This window comes from Burkholderia sp. SR8, from assembly GCF_052851275.1.
In genome coordinates this window covers 323,181-343,227 of record NZ_JAULUC010000001.1, presented here as the reverse complement: position 1 = coordinate 343,227, position 20,047 = coordinate 323,181, and the positions used below count along the sequence as shown (strand labels likewise).

General features: G+C 62.3%; 32 protein-coding genes and 1 pseudogene. 26 read left to right on the top strand and 7 right to left on the bottom strand.

The features are described from left to right. Position 1 precedes the first annotated feature (1 nt). The 22 genes and pseudogenes from Q3A80_RS01655 (at position 2) to Q3A80_RS01550 (ending at position 14,724) form a co-directional block, all read left to right on the top strand. Complete coding sequence (locus Q3A80_RS01655; protein WP_446327374.1) at positions 2-292, top strand: head-tail joining protein; 291 nt, start codon at positions 2-4, stop codon at positions 290-292. A gap of 4 nt (positions 293-296) precedes the next feature. Further along, positions 297-824 (top strand): phage tail protein, encoded by a 528-nt coding sequence (locus tag Q3A80_RS01650; protein ID WP_446327373.1) that lies wholly within the window; start codon positions 297-299, stop codon positions 822-824. After that, positions 817-1,344, top strand: coding sequence for a hypothetical protein (locus Q3A80_RS01645; protein WP_446327372.1), 528 nt, complete (start codon positions 817-819; stop codon positions 1,342-1,344). Before Q3A80_RS01650 ends, Q3A80_RS01645 begins: the two co-directional genes overlap by 8 nt. Next, positions 1,341-2,021: a phage baseplate assembly protein V gene (locus Q3A80_RS01640; protein ID WP_446327371.1), complete on the top strand. Its 681-nt coding sequence runs from the start codon at positions 1,341-1,343 to the stop codon at positions 2,019-2,021. The genes Q3A80_RS01645 and Q3A80_RS01640 overlap by 4 nt, the downstream gene beginning before the upstream one ends. 63 nt (positions 2,022-2,084) lie before the next feature. After that, positions 2,085-2,291, top strand: coding sequence for a hypothetical protein (locus Q3A80_RS01635; RefSeq protein WP_446327370.1), 207 nt, complete (start codon positions 2,085-2,087; stop codon positions 2,289-2,291). After that, positions 2,288-2,632, top strand: coding sequence for a GPW/gp25 family protein (locus tag Q3A80_RS01630; protein ID WP_446327369.1), 345 nt, complete (start codon positions 2,288-2,290; stop codon positions 2,630-2,632). Before Q3A80_RS01635 ends, Q3A80_RS01630 begins: the two co-directional genes overlap by 4 nt. After that, positions 2,629-3,522, top strand: a complete 894-nt coding sequence (locus tag Q3A80_RS01625) for a baseplate assembly protein (protein WP_446327368.1) — start codon at positions 2,629-2,631, stop codon at positions 3,520-3,522. Before Q3A80_RS01630 ends, Q3A80_RS01625 begins: the two co-directional genes overlap by 4 nt. Next, positions 3,512-4,081: a phage tail protein I gene (locus Q3A80_RS01620; RefSeq protein ID WP_446327367.1), complete on the top strand. Its 570-nt coding sequence runs from the start codon at positions 3,512-3,514 to the stop codon at positions 4,079-4,081. Before Q3A80_RS01625 ends, Q3A80_RS01620 begins: the two co-directional genes overlap by 11 nt. Then, positions 4,078-4,554, top strand: a pseudogene (locus tag Q3A80_RS01615) (gp53-like domain-containing protein); the annotation flags it as partial. The gene Q3A80_RS01620 and the pseudogene Q3A80_RS01615, both read left to right, overlap by 4 nt. A gap of 198 nt (positions 4,555-4,752) precedes the next feature. Further along, a complete protein-coding gene (locus Q3A80_RS01610) occupies positions 4,753-5,163 on the top strand; it encodes a gp53-like domain-containing protein (RefSeq protein WP_446327473.1) in 411 nt (136 codons plus the stop codon). 12 nt (positions 5,164-5,175) lie between these two features. Then, positions 5,176-5,631, top strand: a complete 456-nt coding sequence (locus tag Q3A80_RS01605) for a phage tail assembly chaperone (RefSeq protein ID WP_446327366.1) — start codon at positions 5,176-5,178, stop codon at positions 5,629-5,631. 73 nt (positions 5,632-5,704) lie between these two features. Then, positions 5,705-6,874: a phage tail sheath subtilisin-like domain-containing protein gene (locus tag Q3A80_RS01600; protein WP_446327365.1), complete on the top strand. Its 1,170-nt coding sequence runs from the start codon at positions 5,705-5,707 to the stop codon at positions 6,872-6,874. A gap of 10 nt (positions 6,875-6,884) precedes the next feature. Beyond that, the gene (locus Q3A80_RS01595; protein ID WP_446327364.1) at positions 6,885-7,388 is read left to right on the top strand and encodes a phage major tail tube protein; all 504 of its coding nucleotides are present in this window, start codon (positions 6,885-6,887) and stop codon (positions 7,386-7,388) included. Positions 7,389-7,480: 92 nt separating this feature from the next. After that, entirely contained in the window at positions 7,481-7,810 is a 330-nt protein-coding gene (locus tag Q3A80_RS01590; protein WP_446327363.1) for a phage tail assembly protein, read from the top strand. Positions 7,811-7,865: 55 nt separating this feature from the next. Then, positions 7,866-10,283: a phage tail tape measure protein gene (locus Q3A80_RS01585; RefSeq protein ID WP_446327362.1), complete on the top strand. Its 2,418-nt coding sequence runs from the start codon at positions 7,866-7,868 to the stop codon at positions 10,281-10,283. A gap of 10 nt (positions 10,284-10,293) precedes the next feature. Continuing rightward, on the top strand, positions 10,294-11,175 hold the full coding sequence (locus Q3A80_RS01580) for a phage tail protein (protein WP_446327361.1): 882 nt from the start codon (positions 10,294-10,296) through the stop codon (positions 11,173-11,175). Next, positions 11,150-11,356: a tail protein X gene (locus Q3A80_RS01575; protein WP_446327360.1), complete on the top strand. Its 207-nt coding sequence runs from the start codon at positions 11,150-11,152 to the stop codon at positions 11,354-11,356. Before Q3A80_RS01580 ends, Q3A80_RS01575 begins: the two co-directional genes overlap by 26 nt. Positions 11,357-11,366: 10 nt before the next feature. After that, positions 11,367-12,419, top strand: coding sequence for a phage late control D family protein (locus Q3A80_RS01570; protein ID WP_446327359.1), 1,053 nt, complete (start codon positions 11,367-11,369; stop codon positions 12,417-12,419). A 74-nt stretch (positions 12,420-12,493) separates the two neighbouring features. Beyond that, complete coding sequence (locus Q3A80_RS01565) at positions 12,494-12,778, top strand: holin (RefSeq protein ID WP_006408930.1); 285 nt, start codon at positions 12,494-12,496, stop codon at positions 12,776-12,778. A gap of 2 nt (positions 12,779-12,780) precedes the next feature. After that, a complete protein-coding gene (locus tag Q3A80_RS01560; RefSeq protein ID WP_446327358.1) occupies positions 12,781-13,275 on the top strand; it encodes a glycoside hydrolase family 24 protein in 495 nt (164 codons plus the stop codon). Beyond that, positions 13,272-13,766: a DUF2514 family protein gene (locus tag Q3A80_RS01555; protein ID WP_446327357.1), complete on the top strand. Its 495-nt coding sequence runs from the start codon at positions 13,272-13,274 to the stop codon at positions 13,764-13,766. Before Q3A80_RS01560 ends, Q3A80_RS01555 begins: the two co-directional genes overlap by 4 nt. A 169-nt stretch (positions 13,767-13,935) precedes the next feature. Continuing rightward, entirely contained in the window at positions 13,936-14,724 is a 789-nt protein-coding gene (locus Q3A80_RS01550) for a DNA adenine methylase (protein WP_446327356.1), read from the top strand. A gap of 40 nt (positions 14,725-14,764) precedes the next feature. Here the strand turns inward: Q3A80_RS01550 and Q3A80_RS01545 are convergent, their stop codons facing one another. The 6 genes from Q3A80_RS01545 to Q3A80_RS01520 all read right to left on the bottom strand — a co-directional run bounded on the left by Q3A80_RS01545 (position 14,765) and on the right by Q3A80_RS01520 (position 17,932). After that, entirely contained in the window at positions 14,765-15,475 is a 711-nt protein-coding gene (locus Q3A80_RS01545) for an immunity 52 family protein (protein ID WP_446327355.1), read from the bottom strand. A gap of 12 nt (positions 15,476-15,487) precedes the next feature. Then, positions 15,488-15,859 (bottom strand): restriction endonuclease fold toxin 5 domain-containing protein, encoded by a 372-nt coding sequence (locus Q3A80_RS01540; protein ID WP_254215651.1) that lies wholly within the window; start codon positions 15,857-15,859, stop codon positions 15,488-15,490. Between the two features lie 121 nt (positions 15,860-15,980). Further along, the gene (locus Q3A80_RS01535; protein WP_446327354.1) at positions 15,981-16,457 is read right to left on the bottom strand and encodes a hypothetical protein; all 477 of its coding nucleotides are present in this window, start codon (positions 16,455-16,457) and stop codon (positions 15,981-15,983) included. Further along, complete coding sequence (locus Q3A80_RS01530; RefSeq protein ID WP_446327353.1) at positions 16,450-16,953, bottom strand: DUF4123 domain-containing protein; 504 nt, start codon at positions 16,951-16,953, stop codon at positions 16,450-16,452. Before Q3A80_RS01530 ends, Q3A80_RS01535 begins: the two co-directional genes overlap by 8 nt. A 4-nt stretch (positions 16,954-16,957) precedes the next feature. Then, complete coding sequence (locus tag Q3A80_RS01525) at positions 16,958-17,365, bottom strand: PAAR domain-containing protein (RefSeq protein WP_446327352.1); 408 nt, start codon at positions 17,363-17,365, stop codon at positions 16,958-16,960. 99 nt (positions 17,366-17,464) lie between these two features. After that, a complete protein-coding gene (locus Q3A80_RS01520; RefSeq protein WP_446327351.1) occupies positions 17,465-17,932 on the bottom strand; it encodes a hypothetical protein in 468 nt (155 codons plus the stop codon). Between the two features lie 76 nt (positions 17,933-18,008). Here Q3A80_RS01520 and Q3A80_RS01515 point away from each other — a divergent pair, with 76 nt between their 5' ends. The 4 genes from Q3A80_RS01515 to Q3A80_RS01500 all read left to right on the top strand — a co-directional run bounded on the left by Q3A80_RS01515 (position 18,009) and on the right by Q3A80_RS01500 (position 19,788). Next, a complete protein-coding gene (locus Q3A80_RS01515; RefSeq protein ID WP_446327350.1) occupies positions 18,009-18,713 on the top strand; it encodes an SOS response-associated peptidase family protein in 705 nt (234 codons plus the stop codon). 81 nt (positions 18,714-18,794) lie between these two features. Then, positions 18,795-19,148, top strand: a complete 354-nt coding sequence (locus tag Q3A80_RS01510; RefSeq protein ID WP_446327349.1) for a hypothetical protein — start codon at positions 18,795-18,797, stop codon at positions 19,146-19,148. A gap of 191 nt (positions 19,149-19,339) precedes the next feature. Beyond that, positions 19,340-19,522, top strand: coding sequence for a YodC family protein (locus Q3A80_RS01505; protein WP_446327348.1), 183 nt, complete (start codon positions 19,340-19,342; stop codon positions 19,520-19,522). Then, a complete protein-coding gene (locus Q3A80_RS01500; RefSeq protein WP_446327347.1) occupies positions 19,522-19,788 on the top strand; it encodes a DUF6953 family protein in 267 nt (88 codons plus the stop codon). Before Q3A80_RS01505 ends, Q3A80_RS01500 begins: the two co-directional genes overlap by 1 nt. A 1-nt stretch (position 19,789) precedes the next feature. Here Q3A80_RS01500 and Q3A80_RS01495 read toward each other — a convergent pair whose 3' ends face one another. Next, on the bottom strand, positions 19,790-19,933 hold the full coding sequence (locus Q3A80_RS01495) for a hypothetical protein (protein ID WP_446327346.1): 144 nt from the start codon (positions 19,931-19,933) through the stop codon (positions 19,790-19,792). Between the last annotated feature and the right edge of the window lie 114 nt (positions 19,934-20,047).

Here is a 20,047-nt window from a genome sequence, read left to right as displayed (position 1 = left end):
CATGGCGTTCCGGGATCTGATCGCGGATGTCGACGCTGCTGTTTTGCGCGACCTGGGCGACGCGGATATCACGATCGACGGCCAGCCCGTCGAGGGGATGTTTGCGTCGCCTTGGCTTGGTCCGGATCTCGGCAGTCAGCGCACGCAGCTGGTGGCCCCGGTGTTCCATGTGCGTGATCGCGATGCTGTTGCGGTCCGGCAGGGCAGCATTCTGATCGCGAGCGGGGAGCGTTACCGCGTCGTCGAAGCGCATCCGGATGGCACCGGCTGGACAGTCCTCATTCTCCAGTAGCGATATGGACGACCTGAAGATCGAAATCGACATCAAAGAGGCGACGGCCGTGTTGCAAGGATTGTCGCCGTCTGCGATGCAGGCAGCATGGCGACGGACGTTGCGCAAGACGGCGGGCTGGATCAAGAGCCAGACCGCGAAAGAGGTCGGGGCAGCGACGAAGATCCCGCAGAAGGTGATCCGTCGCCGCCTCTACTTCTTTCTTCGTTCGGCTGACACCGGCAAGGTGTGGCTCGGTCTGAACCCGATCGAGGCGCACCGCCTTGGCAACGCGACCCGGACGCGCAAGGGGATGCGCGTCGGCCGACAGTCGTTCGAGGGAGCGTGGCGACAGACGAATCGGAAGCCGGACGGGCCGATCTACGAGCGCGTTGGCAAGGAGCGGATGCCGTACCGGTTGGTGACGGTGGCGTGGCAGCAATCGGGAGACCCGGCGTTTCGACGGGCCGCGAAAGCCTGCGAGGCTCGGCTAATGGTAATTCTCCGGCAGGAAGTGAACTACGAACTGCAGAAGGTGATGCGCCGTGCTTGAGAACCTGAAAGCGCTACATGCGGCGATTGAGAGTGGCATGCGCGTGAAGCTGCCGACGATAAAGCGGATTGAGGCATATCCGCGTCTCGGTCAGAAAATCGAAACGCCATTGATTGCGATCGAGCTGAACGAGTTCGAGCCGGGGCACGACGATGGTTCGGGAGACGTGGCGCTGATCGCGCGCATGCAGGCCCGTGTTGTGTTCGATCCGATTGACGAAGGGGCCGAGCTGGCCGTGCGCGAGGTTGCCGCGCGTGTCGCGATGGTGGTGCACGGGAACACGTGGGAACTGCCCATCACGCCGGGCAAGGTCGTGCAGGTCGCGGAGGATCCGTTCCGTCCGCAGCTCGATACCTATTGTGTATGGCTCGTCGAATGGACGCATGAATTCGGTCTCGGGATCGAGCTGGGCGAGATCCCGGACGGTCGACCGATCGTATGGGGCATTGATCCGGCCACTGGCCCCGGCAACGAAGGTCAGTACTGGGATCCGGCGGACGCGGGAGGCGGCGAACCATGAGTGACTACGAGCTAGGCGAGATTGACCGCCGCATGGCCTGCATGGTGCAGCACGGAACTGTCGAGAACGTCTCGTATCAGCCGCCACAGTGCCAGGTGCGGATCGGCGATTGGGTTAGCGACTGGATGCCGTGGAAGACGGCCGCAGCGGGCATTGTCCGCTTTTGGCGTCCACCGTCCGTTGGCGAGCAGGCGTCGTTGTTCGCGCCGTCTGGTGATCTGGCCGGCGCGTACGCGGCTCCGGGGTATTACTCCGACCAGCACGGTGGCTCGGCGCGGTCCAATCCGAACGAGACCGCATGGGACTACCCGGACGGTGCGTCGGAGGTCTACGACCATGAGAGGCATGAATACCGCGTCGACGTACCCGTGGGCGGACGCATTGTGTTTCGCATCGGCGCAACGGAACTGGAACTGCGCGCGGACGGCGTGACCTTGCGCACCGAGCGGTTGCTCTGCGACGTTCCCGAGTCGACGTTCACGGGCAACACGACGACCGAAAAGCGGTTGACGTTCAACGGCGGGATGCAGGGCAAGGGCGGCGGTGAAGGTGGTCCGGCCGTCCAGGTGGAGGGCGGGGCGCGTTACACCGACGATGTCGAAATCGGCGGCAAATCGTTCCTCGGACACTCGCACCGGGAGCAGGGGGACGGCGAACCGGTGTCGCCGCCTCTGTAACGCGTGCATTCGCAAAGTTGCTTTGCCCCGCTTCGGCGGGGTATTGTTTTTGAGGGAGTCATCATGGCGAAAGACACTCCGCAGACCGCCGTTCGCGCGGTCCCGTCGACTGTTACGTATCTCGACACACGGTTCCGTAGCCGCGTGATCGTGTTTCCGAGCGGCGAGGTGCTGCACGTCTTTTCGGGCGAAGCGATCGCAAGGACCGCTGCACAGATCGAATACCTCGACGCGCACCCGGACTTCAAGCGGCTTGAGGAGCGCGGATGAGCCGGTCCGGTGCGCTCGTCGGTATGGACCGATGGACGGGTGCGCCAATCAGCGGCGTCGCGCACCTGAAACAAAGTCTCGGCGACATCCTCAGCACGCGCAAGGGCACGCGCCGGGAACTGCCCGAATACGGTTCGGACCTTCCGCTGATGGTCGACCTGCCGATCACACGTGGATGGATATCGGCTGCACAGGCTGAAGCCGCGCGGGCGATCGGCCGATGGGAGCCGCGCATCAAGCTCGCTCAGGTCAAGGTGCTGTCGGTCATCGATGGCAAGCCAACCTTCGCGATTCGCGGGGAATACGACGGTTCGGCCGTCGAAATCGAGGTGCCAACATGACGATCATTGATCTCGCTTCGCTCGATCCACCCGATCTCGTCGAGGTGCTCGACTTCGAGGCCGCGTTCCAGATGAAGGTGGAGCATTTCAAATCGATCTACCCGGACTGGACGGCGGCGCTGAAATCGGATCCGGTGGTGAAGCTCCTTGAGTTGGCCGCGTACGACGAGATCCGCGCCGCTGCGCGCGTGAACGACGCAGCGCGCGCAGTCATGCTCGCATTTTCGACCGGGGCTGACTTGGAGCATTTGGCGGTGTTGCTGGATACGGAGCGTGCGGTGGTCGATCCCGGCGATCCGGAGGCGAATCCGCCGATCGAACGTCGCATGGAATCGGACGACCGGCTGAAGTTGCGCACGCAAATGTCGATGGAGCGCGCGACGGTCGCCGGGCCGTTCGCGGCATACCGCGCATTTGCGATGGATGCGTCGGCTGACGTTCTCGATGTCGCGGTCGATCGGCCTGAGGCGGGCACGGTGCGGCTCACGATCATGTCCGCGCGCGGTGACGGCGTACCCGATCAGGCATTGCTCGATCTGGTTCGCGCCAAGGTTTCGCCCGAGACGGTTCGTCCACTCAACGACACGGTTCTGGTCGAGCCGGCGATCAAGATCGAGTACGCGATCAATGGGGTGATCTATGTCGGCAGCGGGCCGGATCCGACCATTGTGCTCGACGCACGGCGCGAGGCGCTCGACGGTGTAGTCGCGAAGTCCAGAAGGCTTCGTGCCGGCATGCCGCGATCTGCGATCGAGGGTGCGCTGCATGCGCCGGACAGCGGTGTCACGCGCATCGAATTGAGTTCGCCTTCCGCTGACGTTCTCTGCGGTGCGCGCGAATTTGCGCACTGCACGAGCATCAATCTGGAGGTGAAGGCCGATGACACGTGAGCCACTTCTACCGGCCAACCAGACGCCGCTCGAGGCGGCGCTCGCGCGTGTCATGCGACCGAGCGTCGATCCCGAGATCTTGCGTACGTTGTGGGACGCGGACCGTTGTCCGACTGCATGGTTGCCGTGGCTCGCATGGGCGCTTGCGGTAGATGGCTGGGAGCTGGCCGAATCCGAAGACGCTCGGAGAGCGCTGGTGAAGGGTTCGATGGCGTTGCACCGAAAGAAGGGGACGCCGTGGGCGGTACGCGAGGTGATTCGGCGGCTCGGCTTCGGCGAGGTAACGATCATCGAGGGGCGCAGCGGCCGTCGACGCGACGGCTCGTTTGTTCGCAATGGCGATCAGCTGCACGGGAAGACGAGCGCATGGGCCGAGTACATCGTCAAGCTTGGTGTTCCGATTACCCGTGATCAAGCCGACAAGCTGTGGCGGGCAATCGAGCGCTATGCGCCTGCACGCAGCCAGCTTGCTGCACTCGACTATGCAGCCGTTCCGATCCGTCACAACGGCGTTGCACATCGAGACGGGCAATACACGAGAGGGAGTATCACAACATGACCAATTTGGTAGAGGTCGAGCGGTGGGAGGATGGGGTCTACCAGCTCGAAACGTCGGATCCCGTTGTCGGCGGACCCGATGGAATCGACAATCTGCAGGCGAAGCAACTCGCGAACCGCACGCGTTACCTGAAAAAGGCGGTTGAGGCCGGGCAAAGCAACTTTGACGCGCACGTTGCGGCGGTCGACCCGCACCCGCAGTATGCGACGCATGCTGATCTCGCGGAGAAATTGGCCGCGCTCGTGGCGCAGTCCCCCGAAACGCTCGATACGCTGAGTGAACTCGCGAAGGCACTCGGCAATGATCCGAACTTCGCGACGACGATCACGAATCAGCTCGCGCTGAAAGCGCCGCTGGACTCGCCGACTTTCACCGGTACGGCGCAGGGTGTTACGCCGCCCCCGTACGATGCGTCGAAGCGACTGGCGACAATGGCATCGCTTGCCGGTGCTGGCGTGCGCTTCAGCTCGTTCGGTTCGATCAGCGGGGTCTATGCGCTCGCACTCACCGACCTACCGAAGATCATCGCGGTTCAGGCAAACGGGCAGACCGTGACCCTTCCGCCGGTTACTGACGCGCACATCGGCGCGGTGCAGCGCCTGTTTGTGTATCCCGGAACAAGCAACACCATCACGGTTGCGGCACCTGCCGGGCAGCAGGTGTCGACGCCGATGTCGCTCGGCTCGTCGGTCGCGGTGTCCGCGAACGGCTTCACCGATTTTGTATGGGAAGGCACGGCGACGCAGCATTGGGAAGTAAGTGGCGCTGGCGTGATGGACAAGATCCCCGCGTTCGGTGCCTCGCTTGCTCCCACCGGCTATCAAAAGCTACCGAGCGGCCTGATTGTTCAGTGGGGCGGATTCACCACGTCATCGTCTGGATACACCACGTGGACTTTCCCCATCGCTTTCCCATCGAGGCCGTTACATGTATTAGCGCAACCGCAGCTTTCCAACAACACGCAGGTTACGACTGGCGTCAACCTTGGCGGCTACACCGCTTCTGGCGTCCCGGTGGCATCTTTGGCTAACGGCACTGCCTATTCGTCAATCGCGCTATCGATGTTGGCTATCGGGTACTAAAGGAAAATGACGATGGGTCAGAAACAAGCAGCATACGATTCCGCCGGTAAGATCATCGGCTTTTACGACAGCAAAGTCAGCCCGGTGCCGGCAGAAATTCCGGCCGTAGAGATCACCGACGATCAATGGGAGATGTTGCTGGCTGGACAGGCTAATGGCATGTGCATGGCGCTCGATCTCAACTTGACACCGATTCTGCTCGACCCGAAGCCGCTGACACGTGCCGAATTGGCCGACATGATGCGTTCGCGACGCGACGCAGCATTGAATGCGACGGACTGGCTCGTTGCCCGGCACCAAGATGAAAAATTGATCGGCGACGGGACGACGCTGTCGGCGGATCAGTTCACGGTGCTTGTGAAGTATCGGCAGGCGCTGCGCGATCTGTCCGACGCAACCGGCTGGCCGAACTGCGATCTGCCGCTACCGCCGCCATTCGTGAATGAGGCGGAAGGCAAGGCGAGATAACTTGCACCACTTTCGATGGAAATGTAGGGCCGCTCGATGAGCGGCCTTTTTTTTGGCTTTTTCGGAGGTCTGAATGCCTGCTACTTCTTTCTACCACGGTGTAACGACCGTGCTGGTCGACACCGGGCCGCGCACGATTGCGGTGCCGTCGACGTCGGTCGTCGGTATCGTCGATACCTACACGCCGGGGGCGGACCTGGTCGCACCGAATGTGCCCGTGCGAATTACCAGCGAGTACGACGCAGCCGCTGCGTTTGGCGAGACCAGTGCGATTACGCGCGCGATTCAAGGCATCTACAAGCAGAGCAAGACGGTCATGGTTGCGGTCGGCGTTGCTGCCGATCAGACCGACGCCGAGCTGACGTCCGCGATCATCGGGGGCGTGTCTGCGGGCGGTGCACGGACCGGCATGCAGGCGCTGCTCGATGGTAAATCGCTGTTCGACCTGAAGCCGCGGCTGCTGATCGCGCCGGGGCACACGGCGAAGCAACCGGTCGCAACAGCGGCCGACGAGCTGGCGGCGAAGCTGCGCGCTATCGCAATCCTCGACGGGCCGAACAAGACTGACGAGGATGCGATCCAGTACGCGAAGAACTTCGGCAGCAAGCGCCTGTACCTCGTCGATCCTGGCGTGCGGTATTGGGACACGGCGAAGAACGCGGACGTCGATGCGCCGGCATCGGCATACGCTGCGGGCCTGTTCTGCCAGACCGACGCGGCGATCGGGTTCTGGGCTTCGCCGTCGAACAAGGAAATCGTCGGGATCAGCGGCACGAAGCGGCCGATCGAATTCCTCGACGGCGACGAGACCTGCCGCGCGAACCTGCTGAACAACTCGTTCATCACGACGATTATTCGCGACGGCGGGTATCGCCTGTGGGGCAACCGCACGTTGTCGGCCGATCCGAAGTGGTCGTTCGTGACGCGGGTGCGCACGCTCGACATCGTGATGGATGCCGTGCAGGCCGGCCATAAGTGGGCGGTCGATCGCGGTATCACGGCAACGTACGTGCAGGACGTCACCGAAGGGCTGCGGGCGTTCATGCGCGACCTGCGCAATCAGGGCGCCGTAATCAACTTCGAGGTGTACCCGGATCCGAAGCTCAATTCGGCGTCGCAGCTCGAGCAGGGCAAGGTGTACTGGAACATCCGCTTCACGGACGTTCCGCCGGCAGAAAACCCGATCTTCCGCTTCGAGGTCACGAACGAATGGCTGACGGAAGTTCTCGACACACAATCGTAAGAGGTAACGCATGGTCCCGGAAACTCTCACCAACATGGCGCTGTACGTCGACGGACGCGGTTTCGCCGGCCGTGCGACTGAAGTCAGTCCGCCGAAGCTGAAGATCAAGACGGAGGACTATCGCGCAGGCGGTATGGACGCGCCGGTCAAGATTGATCAGGGCATGGAAGGCATGCAAGCGGCGTTCTCGATGGGGAGCGTCGAGCGCGACGTCCTGAAGTACTTCGGGCTGGCCGACAACAACGCGTTCAACGCGACGTTTCGCGGTGCGTTCCGCGACACGCGCGGCAAGGTGAAGTCGGTCGTGCTCATCATGCGCGGCATGTTGTCCGAATTCGATCCCGGCAGCTGGAAGCCGGGTTCCACGTCGGAACTGAAGTACACGGCCGATCTGACGTACTACAAGGCCGAAATCGACGGCGCGGTGATCTGCGAGATCGACGTGCTGAACATGATCCGAATCATCGACGGCGTCGACCAGCTCGCAGACGTGCGCAAGGCGCTCGGAATGTAGGAGCGTCTGTCGGCAGCAGCGCCGGCAAAGTAACTTTTCGATAACCCGAAGGGCGGTCAGTTGACCGCCCTTTGTCATTTCCGAGGTGCTGAATGGAAACCGTGAAGATCAAGCTCAAGTATCCCGTCTCGTTCGACGGTGTCGTGCGCAACGAACTGGTGATGCGCCGCCCGAAGGTGCGCGACATGCGTACCGCGAGCAAGCAGGCGCAGGGCGACGACGAGTTGCGCGAAATCGTGCTGTTCGCGACGCTGGCCGAAGTCGCTCCCGACGATATCGAAGCAATGGACATGGTCGATTACGACGCCATGCAGCGTGCGTACGAATCCTTTCGATCCGTTCGTCAGGCTTCCAATCGGGACGGTGAAGGCGCTGGCTCGGCGGATGATGAAGGAGTACGGAACGCAGCCGCAGGCGGTTGACGACATGACGATCGACGAATTGTTGTGGTGGTTGACGGATTGAGCGAGGACTGACATGGCACGCGATATTGCACTTGGCATCGTGATCGGCGGTGCTGTGTCGGCGACGCTCGGTAAGGCGTTTGCCGACACGAATTCGAAGATCGTCGGGCTGCGCAAAGCCGCGAGTGAGCGCGGCATGTGGCAGCGGCAGATCGGCGAGACGATCAAGCTGCAGGAGGAGTTTCGCCGTCTGCATCTTGCCGGCGACAGCGCGGCCGACGGGATTCGTCGCAAGCTGGACAGCAACGTGCGTGCGCTGCGTGACGCGGGTTTCGAGGTCGACCGGCTCGATCGGGCGTACGCCCGGCTCGGCCGGACGGTGCGCGGCCTCGAGCTGAAGGCCGCCGGGCATGAGCGGCTCGCGGCCGGCCGCGAAGGCATGCGCAGTGCTGCAGGCGACGCGGTGAAGCTCGGTGCGGCCGTTGCCGTACCGACCGCTGTCTCCGCGCAGTATCAGGCAATCATCCGGGATATCGCCATCAAGGCCGGCATCGCGCGCACCGAGCAGGAGCGAGCGATGTCCGAGCGCATCCGCCGCGACGCGCTGTCGAACGGCATGGGGCGCAACGAGCTGGCCGATGCCGTTAACCAAATGGTCGCGGCCGGGATGGACGTCGACCGGGCGCTGAATTTCGGCCCGGCCGTCGCGAAGTTCTCGGTGGGACAGGGCGCGTCGAGCGTCGAGACCGCGCAGATGATTCAGGCGCTGCAGCAGAACGCCAACATCGCGGATCCCAAGGCGATGATGAAGGCGCTGGAGGCCATCGCGTATCTCGGCAAGGAGGGCTCATTCGAGTCGGTCGACATGGCCCGGTGGTTTCCGGTACTCCTCGCCGAAATGAAGAAGATCGGCATCACGGGGCAGGACTCCGTGACGCAGCTCGGCGCGATGCTGCAGGTGCAGATGAAGACCGCCGGTAACGCCGACGAGGCGGCGAACAACCTCAAAAACTGGTTCTCGAAAATCGGTTCAGGCGAGACCGAGCGCAACTACAAGAAGGCCGGCGTCGACTACGAAGCGAAGATGAAGGAGGCGATCGGCAAGGGCTGGTCGACGCTGGAGGCGTCGTTCGTTCTCGCACGGGCGTACATCGAGCGCGTCGATCCGAAGAAGGCGGCGCAGCTCGCGGCGGTGGCGAAGCAGCTCAATAGCGAGCTGGATCCGGCCAAACGTCAGGCGCAGATGCGGGCCTTCGAGGACACGATGAAAACCGGCGACCTGTTCAACGACATGCAGGTCAAGGCCGCGCTCACGGCGTACATGCAGAACGCCGATCTGTATCAGAAGCTGAAACGCAACGCAGCGGACGCGAACGGCGAGATCGACAAGGATCTGGCCGATCGCCGCGCGACCTCGAAGCAGATCTGGAGCGAGGTCGTCCAGCAGTGGGACGACGCGATGCGCAGCATCGGCGACGCGCTGCGGCCGGTGACGGACGTCGCTGGCAAGGTCGCCAAACGCACGGGCGAAACGGTCCAGCGTGCATCGGACGCCGCTCCCGGCGCGACGGCGGCGGTCGTCGGCGTCATCGGCACGGCGATCGCCGTTCGTGGCGCACGTGCGGCATGGAACATGGGTCGCGGCGTGCTCGACATTCTGCGCGGCGGTTGGATGGCCCGACGCGGTGGCGGTGGAGCGGGCGGGAGCGGTGCTGCTGGTGGTCGGCTCGGCAAGGCGCTCGATGCATTGAGTGGGGCTGCCGGGGGCGTGCAACGCGTATTTGTTGTCAACCTGCCGGGAGGCGGTCTTGGCGGCGGCATCGGCGGGGCGGCTGGCGACCTGCTCGGTGATCTGGCCGGTGGCGGCTCCGGCGGCGGCCGGGTGCCGCGCGGTCGGCTCGGGCGCGTCATCGGTGCGTTTCGCACGGTCGCCGGCCGTATCGCACCGTACGCGGGCAAGCTCGCGATTGCCGGCAGCGTCCTGAAGATCGCATTGGCGGCGAAGGACGCGTACGCGGTCGCACGCAGCGATCAGCCAGTCGCGAAGAAAGCCGAAGGGTACGCGAGCATCGGCGGCTCGCTTGCGGGCGGCGTTGTAGGGGCGAAGCTCGGTGCGGGTATCGGGATGCTCGGCGGGCCGATCGGCGCAGCCATTGGTGGCGTACTCGGTGGTGCGGTCGGCACGTTTGCCGGCGGAAAGTTACTTGGGGCGATGGCGCGGTGGGCGACGGGATCGAAGGGCGGCGACAGTGACGCGGCGAAGGCGGCCGCGAAGGTGGCAACTGCCGTGGATTCGCCGCAGTCGCGCGCGTTCAAGGTCGAGCAGCAAAACTCGTTTGCACCGGTGTTTCACATCAAGGTCGAGGGCAGCTCGGACGCGGAGATCGCGGACAGGCTGCTCGCGCGCATCAATCCGCTGATCCAGCGGACGATGACCGAGTCGCTGGACAAGAGCAACCGGTCGGCGATGTTCGATGCGCCTCATCTGTAAGGGGTAGTGGATGGACTTCATTTCCAGCGTGACGCAGGCGGCCACGCAGGCGAGCATCGCGTCCGAACGCGCGCGGCACGTGGTGCGTGTGTTCGATCGGAATCGCAGTGCGAGTCAGAACACGGTCGACACGTTGACGAAGCTCGCGACCGGAAACCTTACGTCGGCAGCTGACCTGCTGCGTGGGGCGACAAGCCTGCTGTCGGTGGCCGGCGACCTGAGTCCGCAGATCGGCACGGTGATGCGCAGCTTCTCGGCAACCGGTGCTGCCGTGAGCGGCATCCTGAAGATGGTCGGCGGGGTCAATCACCCATTGATCCAGTCGACCGCGCAGTCCGTCATGGGCGCATTGGGCGACGCGAAAACACAGTTCACGGCGTTGGTCGGCGAGCAGACGATGGGTGCGCTGCAATCCTTCGCGCAGACGACGGGCCTGAGTTCGGTCTTGTCCGGCCTGTTCGACAGCGCGACGTCTTCCACCCCTCATCTGCTGACGCTATCAACGGATGACGGGGACGCGTTCCACTTCGGCGTGTCGACCGCGGCGTTCGAAAAACTCCGGCGTTCGACGCGCTTCAAGATCGCTTCGCAGGAGCGCTTGAATCGCGAAGAGGCGCAGCAGCCGGTGAGTCAGGGCGGCGACACGATCACGCTGTCGGGCGTCGTGTTTCCGTCGCTCGGTGCCGGGTTCCGCCAGTTGGAGACACTCCGTGCGATCGGCGCGAAGCTGAAGCCGGTGCAGCTGACGGCCGGCACGGGCGACGTGCTCGGGCGCTGGTATCTGCACAGCGTCGACGAGGAGCAGGAAGCACTCATGTCCGACGGTGCGCCGCGCAAGCAAACCTACAGCCTGGAGTTCGGCCGCTATGGCGAAGATTTTGCGAACCTCTGACGGGGACATCCTCGATACGCTCTGCTACGCGCATTACGGGACGTTGAAGGGCACCGTCGAGGCGGTGTACGAAGCCAATCCCGGTCTCGCGCGCGAGCCGCAGCCGTTCCGGTCCGGCGTGTTGATCACGATGCCGGATCTCGACACGCCGCACGACGAACCGATTCAGCTCTGGTCGTGACGGAGGGACGATGCGGGCCATTTTTCAGGTCGTCGCGAATGGCGACGACATCACGCGTGTGATTCAGGACCGCGTGTTGCGGATCCAGACGACCGACAAGCCGGGCCTCGAGGCGGACGAATGCGAGCTCGAACTGGACGACCGTGACGGCAAAGTGCGGTTTCCGCCGAAGGGCGCGACGTTGAAGATCTCGCTCGGATGGGAAGGACAGGGGCTGTCGATGCTCGGCGAGTACGCCGTCGACGAGATCGTGCTGCGCGGGCCACCGGTGACGATCATCATCCGCGGCCGACCGGCCAACATGCGTGCGACGTCGAAGACGCAGCGCAACGGCAGCTGGACGAACGTGAAGCTGGCGGACATCGTCGGCGACGTCGCGCGGCGCAACAAATGGGTGGCCGCGTGCTCGGTCGACGCCGCCGTGCCGCGTGCCGATCAATTCGGCGAGAGTGACCTGCATTTCATCACGCGTATCGCGCGGCAGTACGGCGCAACGGCGACGGTGAAGGCGGGCAAGCTAATCGTCGGGCCGATCGGCGGCGGCAAGAGCGCGAGCGGCAAGCCGCTGCCGGCTATCACGTTGACGCCGACCGATCTGACCGACTACGAGATCTCGTTTCCTGATCGTGCGAGCTTCGTTGCGGTGCGGGCGAAGGTGCACGACAAGAAAACGGGGAAGAAGATCGACCTGACGATTCCGAATCCCGATGCGCCTCCGGGGGCCGCTGCGGTCCATACCGAGCGCCATGCGTTCGCCAGTCCCGAGGCCGCCAAGGCCGGTGCGAAGTCGCGTCTGGAGAAGCTGAACCGGCACACGGCGCGCAGCGTGCTGCGCATGAAGGGACGCACCGACATATCGGCCGAGAAGACCGTGAAGCTATCGGGCTTCAAGCAGGAGGCGGACGGCGATTTTCTGGTCGATTCCGTCCGACACACCTATGCCGGCAACGGGTGGGAGACGTCGGTCGAGCTGAACGCGGGCAACAAGGGCAAGGCGAAGGTCGGCCATCGCAAGAAGCCGACGAAGAAAGTCGACCTGGTCGTGCCGTCGCCGCCGAAGTAACGCGCGCGCGTATCAATTTCTGGCAGCCGCCTCGGGGTAACTCGGGCGGCTTTTTCTTTTATTGCGGGGGTGGAATGCAGGACCACGAGAAAACCATTCTGGAGCTGATCATCATGGGCGGATTGATTGGTATCGCGAAGGTGCTGGTCGGCAGCGAGCAGTTGACGTTCCGGCTTGTCGCCGGCAGGGCGGTATTGGGTTCGGCGACGTCGATGGTCGCCGGCTTGGCGCTGTTGCAGATTCCGGATCTGCCGCCGATCGCGCTGCTCGGTCTCGGCAGTGCGCTCGGCATCATCGGGTCGCAGTACCTCGAGGTACTGCTGCGTCGGAACGCGAAGCGACTGTTCGGGGAGAAGTGACGATGGCGCGTATCACTGTTACCGCTGCTGGCGGCCGGAATCGCGTCGCGTTTCTCGACATGATTGCCGTAAGCGAGATCGGCTCCGATCTGTTGGCGAAGTCGGACGACGGCTACAACGTGCTGGTCGGCTCGACGCCGTTACGACCGCTGCTGTTCTCCGGCTATGCGACGCATCCGAACGTGCTCAACCGACAGATCCCGGTGCCGTCGACGGCCGCCGGCCGCTATCAGATCCTCGCGCGCTGGTGGCGGATCTATCAGGCGCAGATGAAGCTGCCGGACTTCGGGCCGATCTCACAGGACCGATATGCGTTGCAGCAGCTGCGCGAGCACGGCGCACTGCCGTTGATCGACGCCGGCCGGTTCCGCGAGGCGGTGGCGAAGGTGTCGAACGTATGGGCCAGTCTGCCGGGAGCCGGGTACGGCCAGCACGAAAACAAGATCGAACATTTGCTGGCCGCGTACCGGACGGCCGGCGGGGAGGTGGTCGCATGACGTGGATCGATCCGCGTATCTGGTTGCTCGTCGTGGCCGGCGTCATCGCCGGTTCGGCGGGTGGGTACTTCAAGGGGCACCGTGATGCGGACCAATCCGCCAAGGTCGCCGATCAGGTCAAGCAGATCGATGGTCTGCGGGCTGAACGTGATGAATATAGCCGCCGGCTGGCGGCTCAACAGGAGATCGCAACCGATGCTGCGAAAGAACGTGATCAGGCACGCACTGATGCTGCTGTTGCCGATGGTGTTGCTGACGGCCTGCGCAAGCAGGTCGCCGCACTCGTTGCCGACACTCGACGTGCCGGCGCTGCGGCCGGAAGCCCGGCAACCGGAGACGCCCTCGATCTGCTTGCCGACCTGTTCGGCCGGGCTGACGAGCGCGCGGGAGAGCTGGCGAAGATTGCTGACGAGCGGGGCATCGCCGGCCAGCAGTGCGAGCGCAGTTACGACGCGTTGATCAGCGACGCGCAATCCAATCTGCCGCAATAGCGCGGCAATTGAGGCCCAGCGGCCTCAAGAGAAACAGGGCGACCGTGGGCGTGCTGCAACACGCTTCACGGCCGCCTTTCCACTGAGCGTGCCAGTGAATCGGCCAAGGCCCTGCTACCTACCGGTAGGCGGGCCGGATTCTACACCAAGTTTAAAAACGGCTTTCACAATGGCAAATCCCATCATTCCTTGGATCGGCGGCAAGCGCCGTCTGGCAGACCACATCATCCCGCGTTTCCCGGCGCACGACTGCTATGTCGAGGTGTTCGCGGGCGGGGCGGCGCTGTACTTTCTGCGCCCGCCCGCCAAGGTCGAAGTGATCAACGACATTAACGGCGAGCTGATCAACCTGTACCGCGTCGTGCAGCATCACTTGGAGGAGTTCGTGCGTCAGTTCAAATGGGCGCTGACGAGCCGTCAGGTGTTCGAATGGCTCAAACATACGGTCCCGGAAACGCTCACCGATATCCAACGTGCTGCGCGGTTCTACTACCTGCAGAAAAGTTGCTTTGGGGCGAAGCTCGAAGGACAGACGTTCGGGACGGCGACGACGACTCCGCCGGGCCTGAATCTGCTGCGAATCGAGGAGGAACTATCGGCGGCACATCTGCGGCTCGCGAACACGTTCGTGGAGCGGCTTGATTGGGCCGCCTGCATTGACCGGTACGATCGGCCGCATACGCTGTTTTATTTGGACCCGCCGTATTACGAGACGGAAGGGTACGGCGTCGCATTTCCGTTTGCGGAGTACGAGGAGATGGCGCAGCGCCTGCGTTCAATGAAGGGGCGCGCGATCGTGAGCCTCAACGACCATCCGGAAATCCGGCGCGTGTTCGCCGGCTTTCACGTCGAGACCGTGCCGATCCAGTACACGGTTGGAGGCGGGAAGGGTGTCGACCGGAACGAACTGATCATCTTCAGCTGGGATGATGCGGCGCAGCCTGTCGGACTGTTCTGAGGCGCTGATGCCGGCGCGGAACATCACGCCGGCATCGGGCTTACAGGTCGGCGAAGGCAGGTAGGAGGTCTTGGTCCACGAGGCGCACTTCAATGCGGTTCGCGCATTCGATGTGCTCGGGGTTTTTCATCGAGAACTGGCCGTCGAGTACGCTGACGAGAATGGTACCTGTCTGTGCTTTGCCTGCTTCAGGAACGGCGATTAGTTCGCGCGCTTCTGGTACCTGCTGCTGCGTTATGACGGTCGGCAGATAGAGCATCCACCCGACTCCCGGCTTGGTGTCGAACACCTGCTTTGTAACGTAGCGGCGGGGGGCGACGGTGACATACGCAGGGTGAAACGCCGTCACTGCGGCGCGCACGATACGTTGAACCGCGTCGATGCTTGAGAGGATCGTCGGGTCGAACAAGCTAATCTCGAACGAATTCAAGGATGGCTGTTCGTGAACATGGCATGCGAGTGTCGCCCCTTCCTTGGAGTTTTCGTCGCCGTCCCACAGCGCGACAAACGTTGCTGATGGACTGCTGGAAAATTCATGCTTCAGCACGGCCAGAATGGCAGCTGACGGCTTGCCATCGTCGAAGGCTTGGTAGAGCTTCGCCTCTTCAAGGCTGTCGCCTTGCGCGTACCATGCAGCGAACTTCGGATTGAGCGCTGCCATTTCGTTGGTCACGATGTGGATGCGCGACAGAATTTGTTCGAAATCGGTCGGGGCGAGGGTGTCGTCTCGAAACTGCAGTGAAATATCCATGGGGAACTCGAATTACGGTTGTACGACCGACTCAACGCCGTTCGCGACCAGCACTTTCAGCATGTATTCGCGCGCATCGGCATCTTGAAAATACCATCGCAGACGGGTAGGTGGGTTCGCCTTCACTTTGCTGGAATGAGTCATGATGGTGTCCGTCATTTTCCTGAATCCCCTGAACCACGACACCGGCCGTAGTTCATCAGCGTCCTCATCAAACTCGAGGAATTGTCCGTAGCCGCCTTTCGCTTCCTGCAATAAGCACTCGGCCGGCACGAACCCATCAAAGTCAGTCCCGAGCCAGATCCATTCTTCGCTCCACCCTTCGGCAACACTATACGGACGTCCTGTTATCCGCCCTTGGTATTCGCGCGATGCGGCAGTCATGTGGTGATTCGTGCGTTCGGCACGTCCGGTTTGCTCAGGCGGGCACTTGTTGCATTTTTCTCCCGTGCGCGGGATGGTTCTGGCGTCGGCCTTCGCCTTGGCGTCGTCCTTCGGCGCGTCGCTAGACAGACTCGCCGTCCCCGCCAATCCCAGACCGCCCAATAAGGCGGCGCCAGCGCGCACCAATACTGGCCCAAGCTCCACCGCTGCTGCTTCGATTATCGGTACCGCTAATCCCGCCATTTCGAGATCCCCCGTTGTCTTGCGGATGTTCGATGCGCCATTTCATGACGCGAAAATAGTCGTGGAATCGTTCGTCGGGCGATCGACCCGGCCGGGTCAGCCACGCGCGTGTCGCCGGCTTCGTATAGAAACTCGGTGCGTACGCTTCGATGTGGAGAAACGCCTCGACGTTTTCGTCGCTCTGGATGCCGAGCTGCCGGGCCGCAACGTACGCGTTCCAGAGGCGGCTCGACAGGGTGGTGTCGTCGGCAAATTTTGAATCTGCTTTGACGAGATCCTGTCTGACGCGCTCGACATATCCATGCGCATCGATCTCGGCAAGGCCGGCGATCTGTTCGCCTGTCAGTTCAAGCATGCGGGTGCACTCCCTTCAATTTTCCGTTCACCTCGACGAGCCAGTTGAATGTCGGGACAAAGAACTGCATGCGCTGGGTGAGCTCCATCAGCGATGCCATGGCGGCCATGATGCGGGCGTCATAGAACCGGAGGAGCGCCGTGCGTCCGTCCGGCAGTCGAACGTCGAGGCGGCGGCGCAGTTCGTCCGCGAGCGATTCGATCGGATAGGCGCTGATGAGCCACGACACGCCCGTCGAGCCGCCGGCCATCGCCGAAAGCGTGTGTCGAATGCCACCGGACGCCCGTTCCCAATCGAGCAGCCACGGTCCGGCATCGGCGAGTGATGCGTCTGGCGTGCCGTCGAACAGGGCGACGGCCGCTTGCGATCGCTGCGGCGGAGATCCTGCGCTTGCGTCAGCGAACAACAGACCGTCGACCAGCGCGTACAGATGCACCTGCATCGTCACCTGCTGTTGACGTTTGACGAAGAATGCTTCGATCGAGACGTCGGTCATGGGCTTACCCGCGCGCGATCATCGTCGCCGCGTTCTCGGCGGCGGACTTCAGACATTCCAGGCAGAGCGTCGGCGAAGGCGCCAACGAAGTAGCCGCGGCGGCCACAGCACCGCCAGTCGTAGCTTCGCCCGCTCCGACGTCGTCGAGCGTCGCGGAAGACTGCGACGCGATCAGCGTTGCGCCGCACGCGGTCTTCATGCCCTCGATGGCCGTTTCCCGGCCCGCGATTTGGTGCGAGTAGCGTCGGCCAGTGGCGGGCAGGATAGGGAAGACGCCTTTGCACTGCGGGCAAAGTACCTTGTGCCCGACGCCGGCAATGGGTTTCCCGTCAATGGTGGCGGTCGCGGTGCCCTCCAGCACGCGCCCGCCGTGCGTCGTCGTGTCGCCGACGCAGATCATGGATCGGGCCATGTGTTCTCTCGTAGATGTGGTTTTCGTATGAATTTACCACTTCCAGGAACGCGGTCGACCACAGCCGGCCGCGCGGTCCGTCAAATTGTGTCAACCCGTCTACAGCATCGTCGCGCGCTGCTTCTCGTCTCTCAGCAGGTGCCGCAGGCGCTGAAGCGGGCCTTGGCCGCCGCCAAGATCGCCCTTGTTGTCGATGTGCTTGTCGACATAGTCGAACCACCCCTGCACCCGCTCGATCGACTTTCTCAGCGCGAGAATTTCAAGGATCAGCAACCTCACCTGCGGGTCGGTGTAGTCGCGCCATAGTGCACGCAACTCCGAATCGGTGGGCGCATCGAAGTCCGGCATGGTCGGCTTCAGTTTGACGCGGCGGTCCCTGAGCGGGACGCGATTGCGGTCAACCTTACCTGCTTCGATGCGGCGTGATTGCGCCGGCAGAAGTGGGTCGTAGGCGGCCTCGATCCACGACGCCAGCTCGCGTTCGGTCAACTCGATGGGCGTGCGTTTCCATTCCTCTTCGCCGAGGAACCGATACTCCCAAAAATACGCCCACTGAGGTTTGATCACGATGCAAACACTGTATAAAAACACAGTTTATCGCGAGGTAAGATGCATCGGTCAAGACCGAAAATTGGGGACGTCGATGTGCACGAACTACGTAGCGCCCGGCGAGGATCCCGGCCTGAGCGAGCTGCGGATCGACAGCTTCACCGACCTGTACCGCTGGACGCCTTGGAAGCCCGAGATCTACCAAGACTACGACGCACCGATAGTTGCCAGCATCGACGGGCAAATCAAACCATTGATTGCCGGCTTCGGGTTCTGGCCGCGTGCGCTTCAGAAGGCGGACGTCGAGCGGGCGAAGGAGCAGGCACGCAAGCCGCCCATCATGCGGAGCACGATGAACGTTCGCGACGACAACCTCGGAAAGTCTCCGCTATATGGCCCGACGTGGCGATCGGGCGGCCGGTGTTTGATCCCCGCCCGGTACGTGATCGAGCCGTCCTATCCGGATGCGCGGCGGGACTCCAGCGGAAAATGGATACTCGGTGCATGCGTGTGGCAAAAGATCGATATCGTCGATCGACCGACGATGTGCGTTGCCGGCATCTGGCGCACCTTGAAAGACCTGGACGGCAGGCCGCGCCATGTGATGACGATGATCACGGTCAACGCGGACGGCCATCCGCTGATGTCACGCATGCACAAGCCATTCGACGAGAAGCGGTCAGTCGTCATCCTCCGGCCGGACGACTGGGAGGAGTGGCTGACTACGCCTAATGTCGAAGCCGCGCGGGCATTGCTGCAGCTCTATCCGGCCGATGAGATGGCGGCTGAATCAAAGTAACTTTGATGTCCAAGGGACGTTGTATGCTGCTCATGCGTCATTTCGGCGCGCAGCATTTAACCATTCGAGGCGACCAAAAAAATGAACGTCACATTTGAGCTTTTCAGTCCGCGCTGGGGGCACAACGACAGGTACACCGTCGAATTGGAGCGCGATCACATGGAGATCAGCATGGACGCACGCTCGTCCCGAGCGCAGCATCGACCGAATCTCGATCCAGAGTGGGCCGGTGAGCCCATCGAAGATATTTTGTTGAATGACAGTATCGCTGCACCGGACGACTTAAAGGGCATGTTTGAGTTCGTGTGGCGGTCGTGGCGAGACGGCGAATTATCAGACGAGCAGGCTGAGGAAGAAATTCACGCGCTGGCGGACTGGATAAATGCGATTACGGCAGCGAAACCTCGCACCGATTTCTGGCGACGCTATTTCTAGGGCAACCTGGCCGATCGGATGACATCGTCGCACGGGCTTAAGAGTTGTGGCGCGCGGCAACCGGGTATGCGACGCAGCGGAGTATGGTTCCGTCTGGGATCAGGGCTGGGGTGGATCAGTGTCTCAGGAGTAGAATCGGTTAGCATTCATGCACGAATGCTCAACTAGATTACACGTTGTGAGGAAACTAGATGGCAACAAAGTTCAAGACGGGCGACATTGTGCGGTTGAAGTCAGGCGGTCCGGAGATGACAGTAAAAGAATTCCGTGACCGTCCACAACTGCGCGACTATACGTGCCAGTGGTTTGCGGGCAAAAAGCTCGAGAGTGGATACTTCGAAGAGGATTCGCTGGAATTTGTGACGGCCGAGTGATGGAAGCTCAAGACGCAGCTCAATGGATGCTCGAGCAAATCCAGCGTGACGGCTGCATCTATCAAGACGACGTCGTTGATCATCTCGTCAAGGCGAAAGCAGACGCTCTGCTGAGAGAGAATGCTGATGGCAATCTCGTCATCGGACGGCTAGTCCTCGATGCATTTCAGAAACTCACCCCGACCACGGTTGTATGGGTGAGGCCAGATCGTTACTGGCGCTGGCGAGTCAAAGAAGACGAGCCCGGACGCGAAGCTCGCGGGTGAATCATCGCGAATTGGCAGGCTGCACCGGTACCAACTTACCAGTACCGTCTTCCTCGTCAATACAGCGGCCGTCATTTGTGTTGCTATCAATCATCTGATGGGCGCTCAGAAGCAAAAAAGCCCGCTGATAGCGGGCTTTTTTCATGCTACACATTTGCTACAGCACAGGGCGGTAGCCTTGCTGGACAAGCCTTTCGCTTATCATTCCATCCCCTGAACTATGGGATGAGCGCCGCCGCGCTTCACTCGGACTCACTGC